General features: G+C 46.5%; 21 protein-coding genes and 2 tRNA genes. 14 read left to right on the top strand and 9 right to left on the bottom strand.

The features are described 5' to 3' along the window. A complete protein-coding gene (locus tag FC652_RS04585; protein WP_011080612.1) occupies window positions 1–231 on the bottom strand; it encodes a glutaredoxin family protein in 231 nt (76 codons plus the stop codon). Between the two features lie 134 nt (window positions 232–365). Here FC652_RS04585 and FC652_RS04580 point away from each other — a divergent pair, with 134 nt between their 5' ends. From FC652_RS04580 to FC652_RS04570, 3 genes are read left to right on the top strand one after another with little or no spacing between them, the layout of a single operon-like run. Continuing rightward, window positions 366–878, top strand: a complete 513-nt coding sequence (locus FC652_RS04580; RefSeq protein WP_013571934.1) for a YgjP-like metallopeptidase domain-containing protein — start codon at window positions 366–368, stop codon at window positions 876–878. Then, complete coding sequence (gene rlmF / locus FC652_RS04575; RefSeq protein ID WP_176297646.1) at window positions 878–1,972, top strand: 23S rRNA (adenine(1618)-N(6))-methyltransferase RlmF; 1,095 nt, start codon at window positions 878–880, stop codon at window positions 1,970–1,972. Before FC652_RS04580 ends, rlmF begins: the two co-directional genes overlap by 1 nt. A gap of 56 nt (window positions 1,973–2,028) precedes the next feature. Further along, window positions 2,029–2,244, top strand: coding sequence for a hypothetical protein (locus FC652_RS04570; protein ID WP_011080609.1), 216 nt, complete (start codon window positions 2,029–2,031; stop codon window positions 2,242–2,244). Window positions 2,245–2,336: 92 nt separating this feature from the next. Here the strand turns inward: FC652_RS04570 and pilW are convergent, their stop codons facing one another. From pilW to FC652_RS04550, 4 genes are all read right to left on the bottom strand, one after another. Beyond that, window positions 2,337–3,071: a type IV pilus biogenesis/stability protein PilW gene (gene pilW, locus FC652_RS04565; RefSeq protein WP_103185159.1), complete on the bottom strand. Its 735-nt coding sequence runs from the start codon at window positions 3,069–3,071 to the stop codon at window positions 2,337–2,339. Between the two features lie 174 nt (window positions 3,072–3,245). After that, window positions 3,246–4,187: a homoserine O-succinyltransferase gene (gene metA / locus FC652_RS04560; RefSeq protein WP_080536030.1), complete on the bottom strand. Its 942-nt coding sequence runs from the start codon at window positions 4,185–4,187 to the stop codon at window positions 3,246–3,248. A 160-nt stretch (window positions 4,188–4,347) separates the two neighbouring features. Next, window positions 4,348–6,252: a bifunctional UDP-sugar hydrolase/5'-nucleotidase gene (locus tag FC652_RS04555; protein ID WP_176297645.1), complete on the bottom strand. Its 1,905-nt coding sequence runs from the start codon at window positions 6,250–6,252 to the stop codon at window positions 4,348–4,350. Window positions 6,253–6,481: 229 nt separating this feature from the next. Then, entirely contained in the window at window positions 6,482–7,588 is a 1,107-nt protein-coding gene (locus FC652_RS04550; protein ID WP_176297644.1) for a M20/M25/M40 family metallo-hydrolase, read from the bottom strand. A 409-nt stretch (window positions 7,589–7,997) separates the two neighbouring features. On the opposite strand from FC652_RS04550, the gene hppD reads away from it, so the two are divergent. Genes hppD through FC652_RS04525 form a run of 5 tightly spaced genes read left to right on the top strand, consistent with a single transcriptional unit; the run spans window position 7,998 to window position 12,789 of the window. Next, complete coding sequence (gene hppD, locus FC652_RS04545; RefSeq protein WP_011080604.1) at window positions 7,998–9,071, top strand: 4-hydroxyphenylpyruvate dioxygenase; 1,074 nt, start codon at window positions 7,998–8,000, stop codon at window positions 9,069–9,071. Further along, window positions 9,064–10,200, top strand: coding sequence for a homogentisate 1,2-dioxygenase (locus FC652_RS04540; RefSeq protein ID WP_045597880.1), 1,137 nt, complete (start codon window positions 9,064–9,066; stop codon window positions 10,198–10,200). The genes hppD and FC652_RS04540 overlap by 8 nt, the downstream gene beginning before the upstream one ends. A 40-nt stretch (window positions 10,201–10,240) precedes the next feature. Then, complete coding sequence (locus FC652_RS04535) at window positions 10,241–11,260, top strand: fumarylacetoacetate hydrolase family protein (RefSeq protein WP_176297643.1); 1,020 nt, start codon at window positions 10,241–10,243, stop codon at window positions 11,258–11,260. Window positions 11,261–11,267: 7 nt separating this feature from the next. After that, the gene (gene maiA / locus FC652_RS04530; protein WP_045623697.1) at window positions 11,268–11,936 is read left to right on the top strand and encodes a maleylacetoacetate isomerase; all 669 of its coding nucleotides are present in this window, start codon (window positions 11,268–11,270) and stop codon (window positions 11,934–11,936) included. Window positions 11,937–11,970: 34 nt separating this feature from the next. Then, window positions 11,971–12,789, top strand: a complete 819-nt coding sequence (locus tag FC652_RS04525; RefSeq protein ID WP_176297642.1) for an ABC transporter substrate-binding protein — start codon at window positions 11,971–11,973, stop codon at window positions 12,787–12,789. Between the two features lie 67 nt (window positions 12,790–12,856). On the opposite strand, the gene FC652_RS04520 is transcribed toward FC652_RS04525, so the two are convergent. Continuing rightward, window positions 12,857–13,036, bottom strand: coding sequence for a hypothetical protein (locus tag FC652_RS04520; protein ID WP_176297641.1), 180 nt, complete (start codon window positions 13,034–13,036; stop codon window positions 12,857–12,859). A gap of 229 nt (window positions 13,037–13,265) precedes the next feature. Between FC652_RS04520 and FC652_RS04515 the strand changes: the two genes are divergently transcribed. From FC652_RS04515 to FC652_RS04500, 4 genes are all read left to right on the top strand, one after another. Further along, window positions 13,266–13,931 (top strand): DUF2726 domain-containing protein, encoded by a 666-nt coding sequence (locus tag FC652_RS04515; RefSeq protein WP_176297640.1) that lies wholly within the window; start codon window positions 13,266–13,268, stop codon window positions 13,929–13,931. A gap of 66 nt (window positions 13,932–13,997) precedes the next feature. Then, window positions 13,998–14,789, top strand: coding sequence for a hypothetical protein (locus FC652_RS04510; protein ID WP_176297639.1), 792 nt, complete (start codon window positions 13,998–14,000; stop codon window positions 14,787–14,789). A gap of 147 nt (window positions 14,790–14,936) precedes the next feature. Beyond that, window positions 14,937–15,013 (top strand) — tRNA-Val (locus tag FC652_RS04505). A gap of 35 nt (window positions 15,014–15,048) precedes the next feature. Next, a tRNA-Val gene (locus FC652_RS04500) sits at window positions 15,049–15,125 on the top strand. 111 nt (window positions 15,126–15,236) lie between these two features. Here FC652_RS04500 and FC652_RS04495 read toward each other — a convergent pair. After that, complete coding sequence (locus FC652_RS04495; protein WP_255199125.1) at window positions 15,237–16,205, bottom strand: GGDEF domain-containing protein; 969 nt, start codon at window positions 16,203–16,205, stop codon at window positions 15,237–15,239. 771 nt (window positions 16,206–16,976) lie between these two features. Here FC652_RS04495 and FC652_RS04490 point away from each other — a divergent pair. Further along, the gene (locus tag FC652_RS04490) at window positions 16,977–17,189 is read left to right on the top strand and encodes a cold-shock protein (protein ID WP_176297637.1); all 213 of its coding nucleotides are present in this window, start codon (window positions 16,977–16,979) and stop codon (window positions 17,187–17,189) included. A 118-nt stretch (window positions 17,190–17,307) separates the two neighbouring features. Beyond that, window positions 17,308–17,658, top strand: coding sequence for a DMT family protein (locus FC652_RS04485; RefSeq protein WP_011150137.1), 351 nt, complete (start codon window positions 17,308–17,310; stop codon window positions 17,656–17,658). 63 nt (window positions 17,659–17,721) lie between these two features. On the opposite strand, the gene katG is transcribed toward FC652_RS04485, so the two are convergent. Then, on the bottom strand, window positions 17,722–19,893 hold the full coding sequence (katG, locus tag FC652_RS04480; RefSeq protein WP_176297636.1) for a catalase/peroxidase HPI: 2,172 nt from the start codon (window positions 19,891–19,893) through the stop codon (window positions 17,722–17,724). A 367-nt stretch (window positions 19,894–20,260) separates the two neighbouring features. After that, window positions 20,261–20,968: a glycerophosphoryl diester phosphodiesterase gene (locus FC652_RS04475; protein ID WP_176297635.1), complete on the bottom strand. Its 708-nt coding sequence runs from the start codon at window positions 20,966–20,968 to the stop codon at window positions 20,261–20,263. Between the last annotated feature and the right edge of the window lie 62 nt (window positions 20,969–21,030).

The following is a 21,030-nucleotide window of genomic DNA, read 5'->3' as shown; positions in this document are numbered from 1 at the left end:
TCACTTATCGCCGTACATGCGTTCAAAGTTCTTTGGGTTCCAACCAATCATCAAGCGGTCACCGATTTTAAGTACAGGCACAGAGCGCGCACCAATCGCGTCAAGCTCTTTACGGCCGCGATGCATCTTGGCATTACACAAGCGGTATTGAATGCCTTTGCTATCCAGATAGCGCTGCGCATCTTTGCAGTGTGGACATTTGTCTTTGATATAGAGGACGACACGTTTCATCTTGTCTTGCCATGTAATGAAAAGGGGCGCAAGTGTAGCCAATTTCGCTGCGGACGAAAAGAAAAAGCGATGATTCAAGGGGCGGAGTCAGGTAAACTAGCGCGCTTTGAAAAATGATCAGGTCCGATTCCATGATGCATCCGTCACTTCGCTACATTCAGGGATACCCACAGCATATCGTGCAGCAAGTGGCCCAATTGATTGAGTCACAACGTTTAATTCCTTGGTTTGATAAACGCTATCCTGTGCGTCACGACATTCGCAGTGAAAAAGCATTGTTTGACTACGCGATGCAGATCAAGAACCAGTTTATGAAGAAAACGGGCCCCATCAGTAAAGTGGTGTACGACGGGAAAATTCATCTGATTAACAACGCGCTCGGCTTGCACAGTGTCGTCTCTCGCAACCACGGCGGTAAACTCAAATCGAAAAATGAGATTCGCATTGCCAATGTGTTTAAAGACGCGCCGGAGCCTTTGCTGCGCATGTTGGTTGTGCACGAGTTGGCGCACATTAAAGAGAAAGAGCATGATAAAGCCTTTTACTCTCTTTGCTGCTACATGGAGCCGGACTATCACCAACTAGAGCTGGATGCTCGTCTGTTTATGATTTACCTCGATTTAAAAGCTCAGGAAGCAAAAAAATAATGACGAACAAACGAAAATCCGCCAAGCCATTAGAGCCTGCGAAACGAGCCCCAAAACCGCGCACGAAAAAGAGTCGTGATCTCAGTGCGTCTGAATTGAGTTGTGATTTTGTCAAAGTGACGCGTGCTGGGCTGCATTCGCGCAACAAACATCAAGGGCGTTACGATTTTGCTAAGTTAACGCAGGCGCTGCCATCGCTTGCTCCTTTTGTGATCAAAAATCCTAAAGGTGAGGCGAGTATTTCTTTTTCAGATTCAACGGCAGTAAAAATGCTCAATAAAGCGCTGCTCAGTGCTCACTACCAAGTGGCAAATTGGGACATACCAGCAGGCTATTTGTGTCCGCCAATCCCCGGGCGTGCGGATTATATCCATCGTCTAGCGGAGCTCTTGGAAGGAGAGGTGAAAGGTAAATTTCCTCATGGGAAAGTTCAGGCGTTGGACATCGGTGTCGGTGCAAACGCCATCTATCCCATTATTGCGATTTGTGACTATCGTTGGCGCTACACGGGTAGTGACGTTGACCCTAAATCGATTGAGTCAGCGCAGCGCATCGCTGACTCTAACCCAGTGCTGCAGGGGCAGCTTGAGCTCAAATTGCAAGACCAGTCACAGCATATTTTCCAAGGCATTATTAGCCCCACAGACTACTTTCATGTGACGACATGCAACCCGCCATTTCACGCTTCGGCACAGGAAGCGGCGTTTGGCACGCAACGAAAATTAGACAACCTCTCCGCCAACCGTTTGAAAAAAGGTGTAACAGCAAAAGCTGGTTCACAAAAAATCTCGAAAAACAAACCTATACTTAACTTCGGAGGTCAAAATTCTGAGTTGTGGTGTCAAGGTGGAGAATCCTCCTTCTTGAAGCGCATGGCAAACGAAAGTGAGCGTTTTGCCCATCAGGTTTTGTGGTTCAGTACGCTCGTTTCGAAGAAAGACAACGTAAGACCTCTACGTAAACAGTTGGAAAAATTAGGTGTACGCAGTATTCGTGTCGTCGAAATGAGCCAAGGACAAAAGGTCAGTCGCTTTGTTGCTTGGTCATTTATGGACAAACAACAAAGAGGAGAGTGGATCAAACTGCGAGGGTGATGGAGACAATCATCCCGAGTTAAAAACGAATAGGTTGCGTAATAGGAGGGCATGCGATGGATTTTGAAATTTATCTACCCTGTCAGCCAGATTGGCTGTGTGAAAGCTTCCTGAGCGTTTTTACCATTCTGCTCATCATTGGCTTAATTGCGTTTATTCGGATTATTTACCGTGAATATCTGACGATTAAGAGAAAAACCAAGGTGCGTAAGTTACGCAATACGCACCGAAAAGATCGCTACAAAATCCGCAACTCAACCTCAAGACGTTGAGTTATGTAGGCGGTAAAACCATAAAAAACCTCTGCTTTTTGGGCAGAGGTTTTTTGTGAGTCGCGTCTTTTGAATTCACCCGCTAGCAATCGCTAGCCTTGGCGGGCAGTCAATTTGTCCAATTCACTCTGATACTTCTTCACCAGCGCCACATTGCCTGCTTTGTCTTCTAAATCGATCATCAGTTTAAGCGAGGGAATTTGCAGCCCATAGCTTTGGTGGAAGCGCATCAAACGCAGGCGCGCTTGGGTATAGTTACCGGTATCGATTTCCAACTTAGCGAGGTTGAGCACCGATTTGGGACGGTGTGGGTCGTAGTCAATCGCACGAGTAAAATAGGTTTGCGCTTTTACATTGTCGCCCGCCTTCAGAGCGCAAAACGCGGCGTTTTCATAACTGGCAGGAATCAAGTAGTAGTAAGGTTGCTCGATGGCACGATTAAACATACGATCCGCTTTATCATACTCGCCCTTTTTGCATAAGAACGTGCCGTAGTTGTTCAATACGTTGCCGTTTTTTGGGTGCTGACGAGCCGATTTTTGATAAATATCCTCGGCCTTGCCGTTTTCGCCGACACGTTCGTAGTAGTGGGCCATGGAAAGCTGCGCTCGGTAATAATCAGGAGCGTGAGTCAGGGCTTGTTGTAAGTTGTCATGGGCTTTGATCATCGCGCCATTTTCGAGATAGCCAAGCCCCAGGGCAATGCGAGATTCTGCCATGCCAATTGGGTCCGGATCTTTTTGTGCTTGGCCTTCAGTGACGGTGACACACCCAGTCAAAAGGGTAAGTGCTACCAATTGCGGCAAAAGAAGAGTTTGTTTTTTCATCGTTTTCGTTCTTTTTAATGTGGCCTGAAGAGATGATAAATCCTTGGGGTCTATTGCCTACCAATCGACATCGACAATGCGAGTCACTTTGCATAAACGATTAACGGGTATAAACGACAACAGGCCACGTGAAAGGCGGCCTGTTGTAAAAGAACGGTTTGATTTCGTGTGGCGCTATTCGTCCTTGGTAAACGCTTCTTCGCTGAAATGATCGAGATCGTAAGGCGTTTGTTGGTAGACGCAGTAGTTCAACCAGTTCGAGAAAAGCAGATGGCCGTGGCTACGCCAGCTTGCAATTGGCGGATTATCTGGGTTGTCGTTGGGGTAGTAGTTAACCGGAATCGCCGGTTCCATGCCTTCACCCAAATCGCGAATGTATTCATTGTGCAGCGTGTGCGGGTCATATTCTGGATGGCCAGTAACAAAGACGTTGCGCTTGTCTTTGGTGGTGGCTAGGTACACGCCTGCATCGTCAGACGTGGCGAGAATATCCAAATCGGTGTGTTCTGCGAGATACTCTGGTGAAAAATCGGCGTAGCGAGAATGGGGCGCCAAGAAAGAATCATCAAAACCACGTAAAACCGGATGGTAAGGTTTGTGAATACGGTGGTGATATACGCCAGAGAGCTTCTCTTTACGCGTTTTCTTCGGCAAATCGTAGAGCAGTTTGAGCCCAGCTTGTGCTGCCCAACAAACATAGAGGGTGGAAGTCACATGGGATTTGGCCCATTCCATAATGGTTTTGAGGTGATCCCAGTAAATGACATCTTCAAACTGCACCAAACCAAGCGGCGCGCCAGTGATGATCAGGCCGTCGAAGTTACGGTTTTTCACCATCTCAAACTGACGATAAAAATTGTCGAGATGTTCAGTAGGGGTGTTTTTGCTCGGGCGATCGTCAATGCGTAGCAACTCAACGTTAACCTGAAGTGGACTGTTGGAAAGCAGGCGTAAAAACTGAGTCTCGGTCTCAATTTTTTTCGGCATCAAATTGAGAATCAGCACCCTTAGTGGACGAATCTCTTGGCTTGCTGCACGAGTTTCGTTCATGACGAAGATGTTTTCAGTACGCAAAACATCGGCGGCTGGTAATTGATCTGGAATACGAATAGGCACAGCTTTCTCCCTAAGCTAATCTCTTTTAGACGTCTATACATCTAAAACTATCCTATTTTTTTTGTGATGTCGACAGGCAAAAGCGCGCGGAAGGGAATTTTATTGTGACAATTTTGCGAGAGAAAAAATGTGCACCTACCAAGAGGTGCACAGACGTGGTTTATGGGTTCAGTGCTTCGATGAGGATCAACTCGCGCTTAAGATGTTGTTTCTCCGCAGGATTCGCTTCCTCAATTTTAGCAAGGCGAGAAGTAATGGCTTCGTTTTTAGCCTGTGGATTGGTGAACACCAGTGCTTTGACATTCATTGAAGCAATATTGGTGTAGCGGCCATCTTCACTGGAAGGTACATCGATTTTGCCTTCGTTGATCAACTGTTTGACGATCGCCCTTTCTTTCTCAAACCCCTGCAAACCAGAGAGTTTCCAGCGTTGCATCGGTTGGCCAACGTATTGTCCTTGCTTCTGCTCGGTGAGGTAGCGGATGGTGAGATTTCGGATGGTGCCTTGTTCCTCTCCATATTTTGCTTCGGTATCAAACAGAACAGGGAAGGTTTTGCCCTCTAATACGCCGCCTTTTTTGGTCAAATGGCCCATACGGTAGCTGTTCATACCGAGGCGAATCTCGCTGTCGTCTAACACGGGTTTGCCATCGGCAAACTTGAGATCAGTAATGCGTTGGCCTGCTTGCTGAGTTAAGTCGATGGTGTAGGTGACGCCCGCGAAGAAGTCGTTGGTTGAGTACTTTGAGGCGCGTCTTTCAGGATTAAAGCTGTATGTCACATCCCCCGCTTGCACAGAATTGAAGTAACCAGCAGACCATTCCATGTACTGCTTCAACTCTTTGCCCGTCATTTGATAAACCGTGATCTCGCCACCCGCATATTGGTAGTTGTATGCGATGTCTTTAGCTTTGATTGGGCCTACGTCCAACTTGGCGTTGTCATTGTCAATTTGCAGTGCAATGACGTTGGCTTGAGGTGCGTAGAAAAAACTCGCTTCTTGGAAAAGTGCACTGATCCCTGTGTCTTGAATATGCACTTGCGGGATACCACGAATGTCGTTTTCTGGTACTAAATTCACGCCAGTTAGCTGTGCCACTTCGCGGTTGGCCATTTCACGCAGACGCTTGTGATACGGTTCGTAGAGCGATTCCATCTTGTCATCCGAATCGACGCCTTTGATCTTGTAGGTGTAGCTGTCTTTGTTGATCAAGGTGAACTGGCCATTTTGCTCTTCAAACTGCAAGTCAATGCGTGACAGCGCGCGGCCATATTTGTCGGGCTCGGTGATGATGACGCCATTGACCACGGCTTTATCAATGCGCGTATGCATGTGGCCGGCCACAATGGCATCGAGCTCTGGGTTACCGTTGGCAATGTCGGTGACACCGGTGTCTGCGATGTCATTTTCATTGTCGAGGCCCATGTGGGCAACTAGCACAATCGCATCGACTTTGCCCTCAATCTGCTTGACGATTTTTTTCACTTCCAGCGTCGGGTTAGTGAAGGTCATCCCTTCAAGGCGATTGGTTCCTTCAGCGAAGACTTGCGTCATGGGTGTGTCCATTCCGATCACGCCAATTTTGATCCCGCCACGCTCGATGATGGTGTAACCCGGCAAAAAAGGGTTGCCATCAGGGCGTTGAATGTTACCTGCCAGAGAGGTGCCTTTGAATTGGGTGAGAGAGCGATTAAGCACGTTCAAGCCAAAATCAAACTCATGATTGCCTAATACCCAAACGTCATAGTTCATCTCATTGAAGCCGAGCATCATTGGATCGATCGGCTCTTCTTTAAACGTTTCGACAAAGTTGCCTTGAATGGTGTCACCTGCGTCGACCAAGATGACGTTATTTTGTTCTTGGCGAATCGCTTTTACTTTGGTGGCGATTTGGCTCAGGCTGCCGCTCATATTGAGTTTGTCCGCAGCGTAGTCCCAAGGCATAAAATGGCCGTGAAGATCGGATGTGCCGAGAATCGTAACGTTATGGATATCGCCATTCGCGGCGAGGGCTGGAAAAGTCAGGGAGAGCGCTATTGCACTGGTTAACAGGGTCTTTTTCATTTGATTATCACGTTATTAATTAAAACCAAATGCATAGTAATCATTTGAATAGCAACTAAATGTGATGATTATCGATAAATCTATGAAAGATAAGCTCTCGTTTCATTGCTTTGCGAGATCTAAAGAACTTTCAACGCAATGGGTGATCAGAACTTGGGTCCGAGAGAAAAATAGGAGAGGAAACAAACAACAGAGAAAACGCACTGGCGAGGCCAGTGCGTCGAAGGGGTTACTTGGCTAAGTAGTGAGTCAAAAATTCGGTGATTTTGACCATGTCCGCAATGGCAATGAACTCTTCCGTGGTGTGTACTTTTGACATGCCGGTGGAAAGATTGACCGTCGTTAAACCCTTGGCATTGAAGTTATTGGCATCACTACCACCTCCAGTGCCTTTGGTCATCGCGTCCACACCAATGTCCGCAAAAGCTTGCTTAATTTCCACCACGTGAGGATGATCATCGCTAAGCACAAACGCGTTGTACGCACGGCTGGACTCAATCTCAACTTCCGCACCATGTTTTTCGGCGACACGCTCAAAAGTCGTGATCATGTGCTCGACTTGTGCATCGAGCTTTGCTGCATTAAGCGAGCGAGCTTCCGCAACAATTTTCAACTCAGGCATGACAATGTTTGTCGCCTGACCGCCGTGAACCGAACCAATATTGGCGGTCGTTTCCGCGTCAATACGCAACAACTTCATTTGATTGATGGCATCGGCGGCAACCATAATGGCACTGATGCCTTCTTCTGGGGCCAAACCTGCGTGGGCAGGGCGGCCTTTAATCGTGGCGACGATTTTCTGTTGGCCAGGTGCCGCCGTGACAATAGAGCCAATTGGGCCACCGGTATCCAGTACAATCGCTTGCTGAGCAGTGACGTAGCTCATATCAAAATATTCGGAACCAAACAGGCCGCCTTCTTCATGCACAGTAAAGGCCAGCTCAATGGTTTTGTGCTGTTGATTCTGCTCTTTCAACAAACGGACCGCTTCCATAATGGCGGCGATGCCCGATTTGTCATCACCACCAAGAATGGTGTTTCCTTTTGAACGGATAATGCCATCTTCAATCACAGGCTCAATGCCATTGCCCGGCGCCACGGTATCCATGTGACAGCTTAACAAGATGGAACCTTCAAGCTCACCCTCTAGGCGTGCATAGACGTTAAAGCCATTGGAGATGTGTTCTGGCACAGGCAGTTTGTGCACGGTAAAACCCATGTCGCCCAACTGTTCAGCCAGCGCTTCGGCAATCGCTTTTTCATTCATCGACTCACTGTCGATACGCACTAGCTGACAAAAATGCTCGATAAGACGTTCTTGGTTTACTGGAATCATTCGGCTGATCTCTCTTTTGCTGTGGGCAGCGCCCGTGTAGGAACAGAATGCTCCATTGTGCATAGTTGGCAGACAATAAAACTGCGTTGAATCAAATAAACGGACTGACTGACACAATAATGACGTTTTAAACAGCGAAAAAATAACCATCAGTCATTGGTTAACATAATGTTTACATTTGCGATTGGTGTGTAAATTGCCTCGTACAACGCAAAGGGGTAATCGAAGAAGGAATGGCACGCTTTTGAGTCAGATTATGGTTATTGGCACGTGGTGTAACAAATGCTTTACATTTTGGCGTATGGATTGAGTTTTTCTTGAGTAGACAGGCGCTATTCCAATTCTTCTAACTCTGGTTCAAGTTAACAAAGTGTTAACCAAAATAAAAGCAGTCTAAAAGGAGAAAGTCATGGTGGATGCAATCAACCCACTGGGCACAGACGGATTTGAGTTTGTCGAATACACCGCCGCAGATAACACAGGTATCGAGCAGCTTAAGCATTTGTTTTCCTCGCTGGGCTTTGCGGAAGTCGCCAAGCATCGCTCGAAAGAAGCTTGGCTATATCGCCAGGGCGATATCAACTTTGTCGTTAATGCTCAGCCGCACAGTCAGGCTGAGGAGTTTGCAAAAGTTCATGGACCTTCAGTATGTGGGATGGCATTTCGAGTGCAGGATGCAGCGTCAGCACTTAAGCACGCATTGACCAATGGCGCAGAAGAATACAAAACAGAAATCGGGCCGATGGAGCTGAGTATCCCGGCTGTGTATGGCATTGGTGGCAGCTTGCTCTATTTTGTCGATCGCTATGGTAAGCAGAGTATCTACGATGTCGATTTTCGGTTTTATGATGACGCCGCTCAGCGCCTAGCGAAGTCGGATGTTGGCCTGTATGAAATTGACCACCTTACCCACAACGTAAAACGCGGCAACATGGATACTTGGGCGGGATTCTATGAGCGTATTGGTAATTTCCGTGAAATTCGTTATTTCGATATTGAAGGGAAACTCACCGGTCTGGTGAGCCGAGCGATGACCGCACCATGTGGCAAAATTCGTATCCCAATCAATGAATCTTCGGACGATAAGTCACAAATCGAAGAGTTCATTCGTGAGTACAATGGTGAAGGCATTCAACACATCGCGCTCACCACGGACGACATCTACCAAACGGTTCAAACGCTGCGCGACCGAGGTATGGACTTTATGCCCACGCCGGATACCTATTACGACAAAGTAGATAGCCGTGTTGAAGGACACAAAGAAGATGTGTCTCGATTGCGTGATTTACGCATCCTGATCGATGGTGCACCGCTAAAAGATGGCATTTTGCTACAGATCTTTACCCAGACGGTTATCGGGCCTGTCTTCTTTGAAATCATTCAGCGTAAAGGCAATGAAGGTTTTGGCGAAGGTAACTTCAAAGCGCTATTCGAATCGATAGAAGAAGATCAAATTCGCCGTGGAGTACTCAATAATGCATAAATGGATCACCTTTCCTCATCGGGAAGGTGTCTGCTCCAAGCAGGCACATGCCGATTTTCCCGAAGAGGCGATTTACGAACGTGAAGCGGGGCGTAGTGGGTTCTTTGGCCCCGCTGCGCATTTTCATCATCAACATGCCCCAACAGGCTGGGTCGATTGGCAAGGCGATTTAAGACCGAGAGCGTTTGATTTCACTCGCGTAACCAGCGCCAATCAAGCCTCTCCTTGGAGTGTGCCGCATTTGCTTCACAATCACGAATGTAAAGTTCGAGTCTGGAAAACCCAAACTAAAATGGAATTTCTGGCGCGAAACGCCGATGGCGACGAGCTGCTCTTTATCCATCAAGGTAAGGCCGACCTTTACTGTGACTATGGCCATTTGTCAGTAGGAGAAGGGGATTACGTGATGATCCCGCGTTCAACCAACTGGCGCTTGGAGCCGTCAGAGGCGATGTTTATTTTGATGATTGAAAACACCGATGCCGCGTATTCACTGCCAGAGAAAGGGTTAGTTGGCAATCACGCGGTATTTGACCCTGCGGTACTTGAAACGCCGTCGATCAACGATCAGTTCAGAGCGCAATACTCAGAGCAAGAGACGCGTGTGGAAGTAAAACGCCACGACAAGGTGAGCGTGATTACCTATCCGTTTAATCCATTGGATGCCATTGGCTGGCATGGTGATCTCTCAGTAGTGAAACTGAACTGGCGCGATATACGCCCATTGATGTCTCATCGTTATCACTTGCCACCGTCAGCACACACCACCTTTGTTGGGAACGGCTTTGTTGTTTGCACCTTCGTGCCGCGTCCTATCGAAAGTGACCCTGGCGCGTTGAAAGTGCCGTTTTATCACAACAACGACGATTATGATGAAGTGTTGTTCTACCATGCGGGGGATTTTTTCAGCCGCGACAACATTGAAGCTGGCATGGTGACGTTTCACCCGGCAGGCTTTACCCACGGGCCGCATCCTAAGGCATTCAAAGCCGGCCAAGAGTATAAGAAAAAGTTCACCGACGAAGTCGCGGTGATGATTGATACGCGCCATGCATTAACGTTTGCACAAGAGCTCGACAGTGTAGAAAACAAAGAATACGTCTACAGTTGGCGTGAAAATCAAAAATAACACGGACGACAGAACAGCAAGGTTTGAGAAGGGAAGAGAGATGAAATTAGCAACCAAAAAGAATGAGCATCGCGATGGTGAGTTGATCGTCGTTAGTCGCGATTTGAGCCGTTATGTTTCCGCGGCTGACATTGCGCCGACATTGCAGCTTGCATTGGATCATTGGTCTGTGTGCGAGCCAAAGCTGAAAGAGCTTTATCAAGCGCTCAATCAAGGCGAGGTGACGGGAAGCTTGCCGTTCGAAGAGACCTTGGTCCATTCACCGTTACCGCGTGCTTATCAGTGGGCCGATGGCTCTGCATACGTCAATCACGTGGAATTAGTGCGCAAAGCCCGCGGTGCTGAAATGCCAGAAAGTTTTTGGACAGACCCGCTCATGTACCAAGGGGGCTCCGACGCCTTTATCGCACCACGTGACAACATTGAATTTGCCAGTGAAGAGTGGGGCATTGATTTTGAAGGTGAAGTGGCGGTGATCACCGGTGACGTGCCAATGGGGGCCAGTTTTGCGCAAGCAGAAGACGCGATTCGTCTCGTGATGCTGGTGAATGATGTTTCGTTGCGTGGCCTGATCCCTGCTGAACTCGCCAAAGGCTTTGGCTTCTTTCAATCCAAACCCTCTTCTGCGTTTTCTCCCGTCGCCGTTACTGTGGATGAACTGGGTGAAGCCTGGTATGAAAACAAACTTCATCTGCCGCTGATCTCAACCTACAACCATAAACCGTTTGGCAAACCGAATGCCGGCGTAGATATGACCTTTGATTTTGCCGATCTGATTGTGCATGCGGCAAAGACGCGTCCGCTGTCTGCAGGTGCCATCATCGGGTCTGGTACGGTGTCGAATAAGCAAGGAACCGATCACGGCACGTCGATTGAAGAAGGTGGTGTTGGTTATTCGTGCATTGCCGAAATTCGTATGATTGAAACAATTCGTGATGGTCAAGCCAGCACGTCATTTATGCGTTTTGGCGATTCTATTCGCTTAGAAATGTTTGATGCGCAAGGGCAATCTATTTTTGGTGCGATTGAACAACAAGTGAGTCGTTATCAGCATAAATGAGGTTGGTATGGAGACAAGTCTTAAACTCTATGGTTATTGGCGATCGTCTGCCGCCTATCGCGTGAGGATCTGCTTAAACCTGAAGCAGCTCCGCTATGAAAACCACTCGATTCATTTAGTGAAAAATGGCGGAGAGCAGCATCTCGCGCATTACCATGCTCTGAACCCCAATGAGCTGGTGCCCGTGTTGGTGGATGGGGATCTGGTACTCAATCAGTCGTTGGCTATCATTCAGTATCTCGATGATAACTATTCATCGACTCAAGTGATCCCGTCTATGGGGCCACTCAAGTATCAAGCGTTGGCGTTGGCGCAAGACATCGCGATTGATGTTCATCCTCTGAATAATCTTCGGGTCCTGCAGTATCTTGAAGGCAGTTTGGAAGTGGATGAAGAGCAAAAACGTTTGTGGGTGCATCATTGGATTCATATGGGTTTTAAAGCGGTGGAAGAGAAGCTATTGACTCACCGTAAACACTATGGCGAGTGTGTTTTTAGCGTCAGTTCTAGTCCAAGTATCGTCGATATATGTTTGGTCCCTCAGGTGTATAACGCGCTCCGTTTTGGCGTAAACATGGCACCGTATCCAACCATCAATGCCGTCGTTGCCGCATGCAATCAACTGCCCGCATTCGATCTCGCCAAACCCGAAAATCAGCCTGACGCTCAACTTTGAATTTACAGGTGGCGGTGTGATTCCTTGTTGGTAGATGTGTCAATTCAGGACTACATTTACTTGCAAGGGATCACAATTAGGGGGCGTTATGTTCCGTTCAATTCTGTTTCTTATTACTTGCCTACTCGCGACAACCAGCCTAGCTAAGTCCGATCTACAAGCAATAACTTATCTCACCGAAGAGTACCCACCTTATAACTTCACTGAAGAGGGGGAACTTCGTGGTATTGCGGTTGATCTTCTGGTGGCTGCAAGCGCTATAGCCATGCAGCCGGTCACCAAAGAAGATATTTCAGTCCAACCATGGGCGAGGGCATATCGCTCGGCGCTTATTGATAAACATACTGTGCTGTTTTCCATGACCAGAACCAAACTGCGTGAAAATCTGTTTAATTGGGTCGGACCTATCAGTTCAACCAGAATTGTTGTTATGGCTAAGAAAGATGCTCAGATAGTTATTAACCGCTCCAGCGATTTGGTCCAATATCGCATTGGTGTGATTCGTGACGATGTTGGTGAGCAGCTATTGCTGGAATTAGGGGTTCCAAGAAACTCAATGCAAGAGAGCTCATACGCATCAACCCTTGCGGAGCAGTTATATAAAGGGCGAATTGATTTATGGGCATACGAGGAAAATGTCGCAAGCTGGTGGATTTCTAAAGCAGGCTTTAACTCGAATGAATTTGAAGCCGTTTACGTGTTGCAAGAAGGAGAGCTCTATTATGCCTTTAACAAGGACGTAAGTGGAGATTCCGTGCGTATGCTGCAACAAGCGATTGATGTGCTCAAGAAAACGGCAAGTGATGGCGCCCAGCAGACTTTGTATCAAGCGATCATCGCTAAATATCGATAATAGGAGAGTATGTCACTCATCTGCTACTTCGTGAAAAGCAGACGGGTGACATAAAGAAAATGACCTATTATCGCATCATCAACAGTTCGATGAGTTCATTCTCTGTGCTAGGTTCCCGAGAGAGCTTAATCTCTTCTGAACTGCCGCCCTTTAACATATAGGCGGTAGTGCCACAGTGGTCATAGTGATACCACTTACCGTCGATACACACATCGGTGTAACAGCGTGGGTCTTGTTTCAACTCCATGGACATTTCCTCACTTCCGTGTTGGCTTTACATTAACATTTCATTAACTAACCCCTTGACTCTAGTCAGCGTTGAACGCGATTGAGTTGATCTAAATCAATTTGAAACGTGAACTCTACCAAAGTAGTAGCATCGACGCGTGCCACTGACGGGTTTTCTCTTGTCATCCAGTTGGTTTACACATAGTGTATTTGGCAATTAAAGCTATGTTTTGAGTGACATTACCCAGATGACTGAGATTTTTATCATTGTTGTGCTGCTGATTTTGTTTTTCTTCATCATTCAGAAGTATGTGGTTAAACAAGATGACACTAAGGATTATGCGTATCGCTCGAAAGGCTCGGTGCTTAAAGGGCATGAAGTGGCATTCTTCAATGCATTGAAAACCGCGATTGGCGAGCATGGCGTAGTCTTTGCCAAAGTGAGCATGGCCAATGTCGTTGCCCCAAAAGACATTAACAGTAAAAAACAATTGTTTATCGCCAGCAATCGTATCTCACGTATGTACTTTGACTATGTCATCTGCGACCCGCGCACGTTTGAGCCACGTGTGATTATTGAGTTGGATAACGGAAAAGAGCTCAACAAAGTGAAAGTCGAGCGGGAAAAATTACTGATGCAAGTGTGCAAAACGGCCAATATTCCGTTGATTGGCACCTCAGTGAAACACAGTTATCAAGTGGGGCGACTAAGACGCTTACTTGCCGCGCATATTGATCTTATTGAACCAGATAAGGAAGTGCGTTTCTGTAAGAAATGTGGCAGCCCGATGGTGATTAAAATTGCCTCACAAGGAGAGTTTAAAGGGCGGCGTTTCTTTACTTGTAGTCGACAACCCAATTGCACATACACAGAAAATTACAACGTCGTCTTTGATGTCGAAGAAGATGATTGATTTGCTTGCTACCTAATAACCGAAAAAGTCCTATATTTTAAAGAAGCGATAGATAGAGGACAGGTTATGAGATGGTTTGCTGTGATATCACTGTTTTTTAGTTTCTCAATTTTTGCTGCCCAGCCTAATGCGATTACTTTGGTACTTCCCACCCAACTCGACGGCAGCCATCTCTTCTACCACGAGTTGTTACGCCAATCCCTAGAGGGCATCGGCGTTAAGCTCAACATAGAAACACCGTTTGAACATATCCCGCAAAAGCGTTTGGTGAAAATGGTGGAAAACAATCAACTATCCGTGATGTGGCTATTGCAGACCAAAGAACGGGATCAGCAATACACTTATATTGATTCCCCAGTAACCAATGGTTTGATTGGTCAGAGAGTCTTGTTGATCCCCAAAGGTGCACAAGCACAATATGATGCAATTAATAGCCTCGATGATTTGAGAAAAAGTGGTTTAACGGCAGGACTGGGTTACGCTTGGTATGATTCTGCTGTTTGGCGATACAACGATCTCGCTTTCTATCAGCAGGACGGTGAGTGGCGAATGCTTTATGACAAGCTATCAAGCGACGGTCCAATCAACTATTTTCCTCGCGGTGTCAATGAAGTGATGGCTGAGTCTCGTCTCAATCCACATCTTGACATTGAACAGCATCTGTTACTCATTTATCACCGTGATTTTCGTTTCTATTTAAGTGAGGAAGCGAAGGAGCACAAATCTGTTATTGAGAAAGCACTACGGCAGGCGGATAAGTCAGGGTTGCTAAAACGGTTAATTGACCAATACTGGGCTACAGAAATTCATCAGTTGAAGCTGAAAGAGCGTAAGGTTATTGAACTTGCTACGCCTTAAAATGTGAATTAGATCATATCACTGTCGATTAATCAGGCTAAAAACAGAGCAAAAAGATTAGGAATAGAGCAAACGGTATGAAAAGGGCAAAAATCTACTTGCGCCATACCGCTTCACTGGGTAATATCCTCCTCGTTCTCAAGGAATGCGTCCGTAGCTCAGTTGGTTAGAGTATCGCCTTGACATGGCGGGGGTCGGTGGTTCGAGTCCACTCGGACGCACCATTCAAACGAATGGTTAGTCGAGAACAGTGCGTAAAGCGTCCATAGCTCAGTTGGTTAGAGTACTACCTTGACATGGTAGGGGTCGGTGGTTCGAGTCCACTTGGACGCACCATATTCGTTCTTCTAGAACAAACGCAAAGCCCGCTCATCTGAGCGGGCTTTGTTGTTTCTGTCATTGGTCATTTGTATTGGTGATTAGGCGCAGGAATCTTTCACACGAGTATTAGTCCCTTTGTACAACCACCAGATTTCTACCTTGAGATTTCGCGGTATACAGCGCTTGGTCAGCACGTTTGATCAAATCATCAATCCCATCTCTTGGGAGTAACTCCGTTAAACCGATACTCAGCGTTAGGCCTCTACCTGACAGTGTTGTCAATTTTTTAAGTTCGATGGCTTGGCGGATCACTTCGGCAAGTCTCTGTGCTTGCAAAAGATCATAGTTGTTCAAAACCACGAGAAATTCTTCTCCACCGTAACGAAAAGCCAGATGTTCAGTCGGAAGAAGCGATTGAATCTCTTCAGCGCAACGTTTCAAAATGTTGTCGCCCTCTAAATGGCCGTAAGTGTCATTGATCAACTTAAAATGGTCGATATCAAGCATGAGTACTGAAAGTGGTTGCTGCGATTTTTGCGAGGTGTGAACGAGCTGTGGCAGTTGTTGTTCAAGGCCGTGGCGATTAAAGAAACCAGTGAGATTATCTGTTAAAGACATTTCCTGTAGCGAGGAGATCAAGCGCTCGTTAATCAACCAAACTAACCCAAAGGTGGTGATGGCGATATTGAGTGTGCCAAATAAGTAGGACATTTGTAGAACAAAAATACTCGCATTTGAGCCGTTAAAATAGTCTTCCTCTGGCCAAATGAAGAAGTAGCTCGCTCGAATCAACTCGGTCGTTCCGACAATGCTGAAGGAAGCGACTATGATATTGACTGGCAGGCGGGAGTCGCTAGCAGCACCTTTCCAAACGTTATACGCCGTCATGTAAAGTGTGAGTGATAAGAAGGTGGCGATAACAACGATACGTGCGCTGATGGAAGGTTCTACGTAAGTAAAATAGGCGAAACCCAGCGTCAGGGGAAAAAGAAGGAAGAAGGAAAATTGCACAAAGCGATTTGTCGACTTTCGAAACTGGCTGTAACCGTAGAGAAAGCATGAGAAACCAGCGCTCATTAAAACATTGGCGACCATAATAGAGACAAAGTCGGGTATGAACTCCCGTAACGCGACCAATATTGTCGAAGAGCCTACGAGCAAGAGCGCCAAAACGAAGGTCAGCAAATTATACTGTTTAATGTGTGCACGGCTAAAAAGCGCAAGCCCAGCGCCATAAGATAAGCAAATACACGATGTGATAATACACAGTGTTCTAAGGTCGAGTGTAAAAGCCATTATCTTTAAACTAATTTCCTTTAGTGCAGTGATTAGATTCTATGTTATCGCTGTGTTAGCAGCAAGTTTCCACCAAACGGGTTGACTTCGATTTCCATTAACTTGGTCTTTCTGTAGATTAATTGTTCGATATGTCGAAGGTGTGAACAATTTGTGTGTTAGATCGTTAGCCTAGGACTATAACAAGATAGTTTGTTTTTATGCATTAAGTTTTATGTGTTTGTTTTAAAACTATAATGTGCTTTATTTTTTACCAATATGCACGAAAAGAGCCAAATGAGAGTGGGAAGCTTCCTAAGGGGATAAATCTAAAATTTCCTTTATCTACCGAGGGGATAAAAAAAGAAAACGATTTCATTCTTTTTGTTAAAAACACTTGTTCTTTTCTAGGAACCAAGTATAGTGTTGCTCAGCTCTTACAAAGAGTGCATGTGTTAGATTAAGTAAAAGTTCCTTCTCAGTTAGTTCTCGATATACCTCGTTAAACCTGCGTAAACTTTCTCTCGATAGACCATTCATGCACTAGTAACAGCTAGAAATGTTTAATGTAAATTTTTAATAGAGGTCACTATGTCTGGTAAAATGACAGGTACAGTTAAATGGTTCAACGAGACTAAAGGTTTTGGTTTTATTTCTCAAGACAACGGCGGCAAAGATGTATTCGTACACTTCCGTGCAATCGTTTCTGAAGGTTTCAAAACTCTTGCTGAAGGCCAAAAAGTAAGCTTCAACGTTGAAGACGGTCAAAAAGGCCCACAAGCTTCTAACGTAACTGTTATCTAAGCTTGTTTTACTTGTGGTGATACCACGAGAAGAATATTTAAGCGGGCGCTCGAAAGAGCGCCCGTTTTTCGTTGATGTTAAAGAAATCTTTTTAAAGGATTTTTAAGCGAGAGCAGAAGTGAACCCGATTGTTGTCAGTGTTGGCTTGTTAATTTGCAGCAATGTATTTATGACATTTGCTTGGTATGCGCATCTTAAAGAGTTGAACAACAAACCTTGGATTATTGCCGCTTTGGTGAGTTGGGGGATTGCGCTTTTTGAATACCTTCTCCAAGTACCCGCGAACCGCATTGGATACACGGCACTCAATGTAGGCCAGCTTAAAATTCTACAAGAAGTGATTACCTTGATGGTTTTTGTACCGTTCTCTGTGTTCTATTTACGTGAACCACTGAAACTAGATTACTTATGGGCTGGCTTGTGTTTGGTTGGTGCCGTCTATTTTGCGTTTCGCAGCAAATTTTCATGAAAAAGCCCCCTAGCGAGCATGTTAGCTAAGGGGCTTTGAGTGCAAGTTTAATAAGTGATTCGATTAGATATCGAAGCGATCCGCGTTCATTACCTTAGTCCAAGCGGCCACAAAGTCTTTCACGAACTTCTCTTTGTTGTCATCTTGAGCGTACACTTCAGCGTAAGCACGCAAGATTGAGTTGGAACCAAACACTAAGTCAACACGGGTTGCCGTCCATTTAACATTGCCACTGTTACGCTCGACGATGTCGTAAGAGTTGCGACCGGTTGGCTTCCAGGTGTAACGCATGTCTGTCAAGTTCACAAAGAAGTCATTACTTAGTGCGCCAACATTATCGGTAAACACACCGTGCTTAGTGTTGCCATGGTTCGTACCGAGTACGCGTAGCCCACCAATCAATACCGTCATCTCTGGTGCTGTTAAGCCAAGCAGTTGAGCACGATCCAGCAGCAACTCTTCAGGGTTGACCGCATAGTGTTGTTTCTGCCAGTTGCGGAATCCATCAGCAATTGGTTCAAGGACGTCGAAAGATTCCACATCGGTCTGCTCGATGGTGGCATCGCCACGACCTGCTGCAAACGGAACGGTGATTGCAATACCAGCGGCTTTCGCGGCTTGCTCCACACCCACATTACCTGCAAGCACGATGGTGTCTGCCACACTGATGTTGAACTCAGAGGCAATTGCTTCAAGGACATTAAGCACTTTCGCGAGTTTTTCTGGTTCGTTGCCTAGCCAATCTTTCTGTGGCGCAAGTCGAATACGAGCACCGTTGGCACCACCACGTTTATCTGAGTTGCGGAAGGTGCGTGCGCTATCCCACGCGGTCGAAACCATTTCGCCGATGCTCAAACCACTGGCGATGATTTTCGCTTTCACTGCATCTACGTCGTAGTCTTTACGACCAGTCGGAACAGGATCTTGCCAAATCAACGTTTCTGCAGGGACATCTGGGCCAAAGTAGCGAGCTTTTGGTCCCATGTCGCGGTGAGTCAGCTTAAACCAGGCGCGAGCGAAGGTTTCAGAGAAGTAAGCGGGATCTTTGTGGAATCGCTCAGAAATCTTACGGTACTCTGGGTCCAGTTTCAGCGCCATGTCTGCATCGGTCATGATGGGGTTGTGGCGAATTGTTGGATCTTCCACATCAACCGGTTTGTCTTCCTCTTTGATGTTCACTGGTTCCCATTGCCAAGCACCTGCTGGGCTCTTCTGTAACCACCAATCGTAGCTAAATAGCAGATGGAAGAAGCCGTTGTCCCATTGTGTTGGGTTTGTCGTCCATGCGCCTTCAATACCACTGGTCACCGTGTCGCGACCGATGCCGCGCGACTTATGGTTGTTCCAACCTAGGCCTTGCTCTTCCAAATCCGCACTTTCTGGATCGGCACCTAAGTTTGCTGCGTTGCCGTTACCGTGTGCTTTACCAACCGTGTGACCACCCGCCGTCAGCGCGACCGTTTCTTCATCGTTCATCCCCATGCGAGCAAAAGTCACACGCATGTCTTTGGCTGTTTTTAGTGGGTCAGGATTACCATCTACACCTTCAGGGTTAACGTAAATAAGGCCCATCATCACAGCAGCGAGCGGGTTTTCTAGGTCGCGCTCACCAGAGTAACGGCTGTTTTCTGCACCAGATGGCGCTAACCATTCTTGCTCTGCACCCCAATAAATGTCTTTTTCTGGATGCCAGATGTCTTCACGACCAAAGGCAAAGCCGAAGGTTTTCAGACCCATTGACTCGTACGCCATGTTGCCCGCAAGAATCATCAAATCAGCCCAGCTAATTTTGTTGCCGTACTTTTGCTTAATTGGCCAAAGTAGACGTCGCGCTTTATCTAGGTTGGCGTTATCAGGCCAAGAATTCAGCGGAGCAAAACGTTGGTTACCAGTATCCGCACCACCACGGCCATCACCCACACGATAAGAGCCTGCTGAGTGCCACGCCATACGGATCATCAAACCGCCGTAGTGTCCCCAATCTGCTGGCCACCAATCTTGGCTATCAGTCATCAGCGCCTTGAGATCGCGTTTGAGTGCTTCAACATCCAGTTTTTTGAGCTCTTCACGGTAACTGAAATCGGCACCCATTGGGTTGGATTTACGGTCATGTTGATGAAGGATGTCGAGATTGAGGGCTTTAGGCCACCAAGCGACATTGGATGAATTTGAAGAAGTGGCGCCGCCATGCATTACTGGGCATTGGCCGCTGGTGTGGGTAGGTTTCTGTTCCATTTGTTGCTCCTTGTCGGTCGCATTATTCTAGGTGAGGTCTGCAACGTTGAGTGATGTGGTGACGACTATTTCAGCACCTGTTGACACTAATCTTATGCCTCAAATGGGGGTTTATCTAATTCGTTGTCTCTATTTGATTAATAGGTGAAAACAAGAAAATAGAAGCTCACATCAACCATCTCTAACATACAGATACCCATGTTAAAGTTATGGTTTTACTGAGTGGGAGCGATTAATACTACTGTTTGATCTCGTAAATCGAGACCAGATCACGTTTGCCGTTTTTTGTTCTGTAAAAATAAATGCACCCAATGAATGTGGGTGCATTTACAGGTTAATCGCTATTGATGTTGTATTGGTTTGGTGATTATAAAAAACGTTCTGGATAATCAGAAAAGATGGCGTCTACTTTATCGAGATAGCGAAACTTATCCGGTTGATTGAGGGTGTAACACCAGATTTGGTACCCGCCTGTTTTTAAATCGCGAATGTGTTTTTCTGTGATCCAGCGGTAGTTGAGGTTACAGCTGAATGCGTTGACTTCTTTGAGCACTTGGCGGTCTCGTTGAGACAATCGCTCACTGAGCACGCCGAGCTTGTAACCAGGACAGTGCTGATGAAGCTGTAAGATGATGTCGTGACTAAAACTCGAGAGCAGAATTTTATCGGCGGTCAGGGGGCTTTTATCCAAAAGATTTTTCAGATTCAAAGCCACTTTAGCCACATCGTGGTTGTCGACTTTCACTTCGATATTGAGCCCTAAATCGTATTCAGCAGCGAGTTTGAGTAGGGATTCTAGGGTCATAATCGTCTCGCCAGTAAACTGCTCGTTGAACCATCCCCCAAAATCAAACGCTTCAAGCGCTTTCAAATCATAAGCATCGACACGGCCTTTGCCGTTACTGCAGCGATCGATCGTATGATCGTGGCAGACAACCAACACGTTATCCTTGGTCGGCTGCACATCAATTTCAACCCAGCTCAGGCCAAGGTCAATAGCCGCTTGTACACTCACTTGGGTATTTTCAGGGTAAGAACCAGCCACACCACGGTGGCCGACAATCATTGGAGGCATTGGGTTTCCTTAATTCAATCACACCTCATCGAGAAGGGATGAGCGTAACTTGCTGATCCTGA

The sequence above is a fragment of the Vibrio sp. 05-20-BW147 genome (assembly GCF_013369385.1).
Lineage (GTDB): Bacteria > Pseudomonadota > Gammaproteobacteria > Enterobacterales > Vibrionaceae > Vibrio > Vibrio floridensis.
Note: the sequence above shows the minus strand (reverse complement) of the source record. Positions and strands in the feature narration are given on the sequence as shown.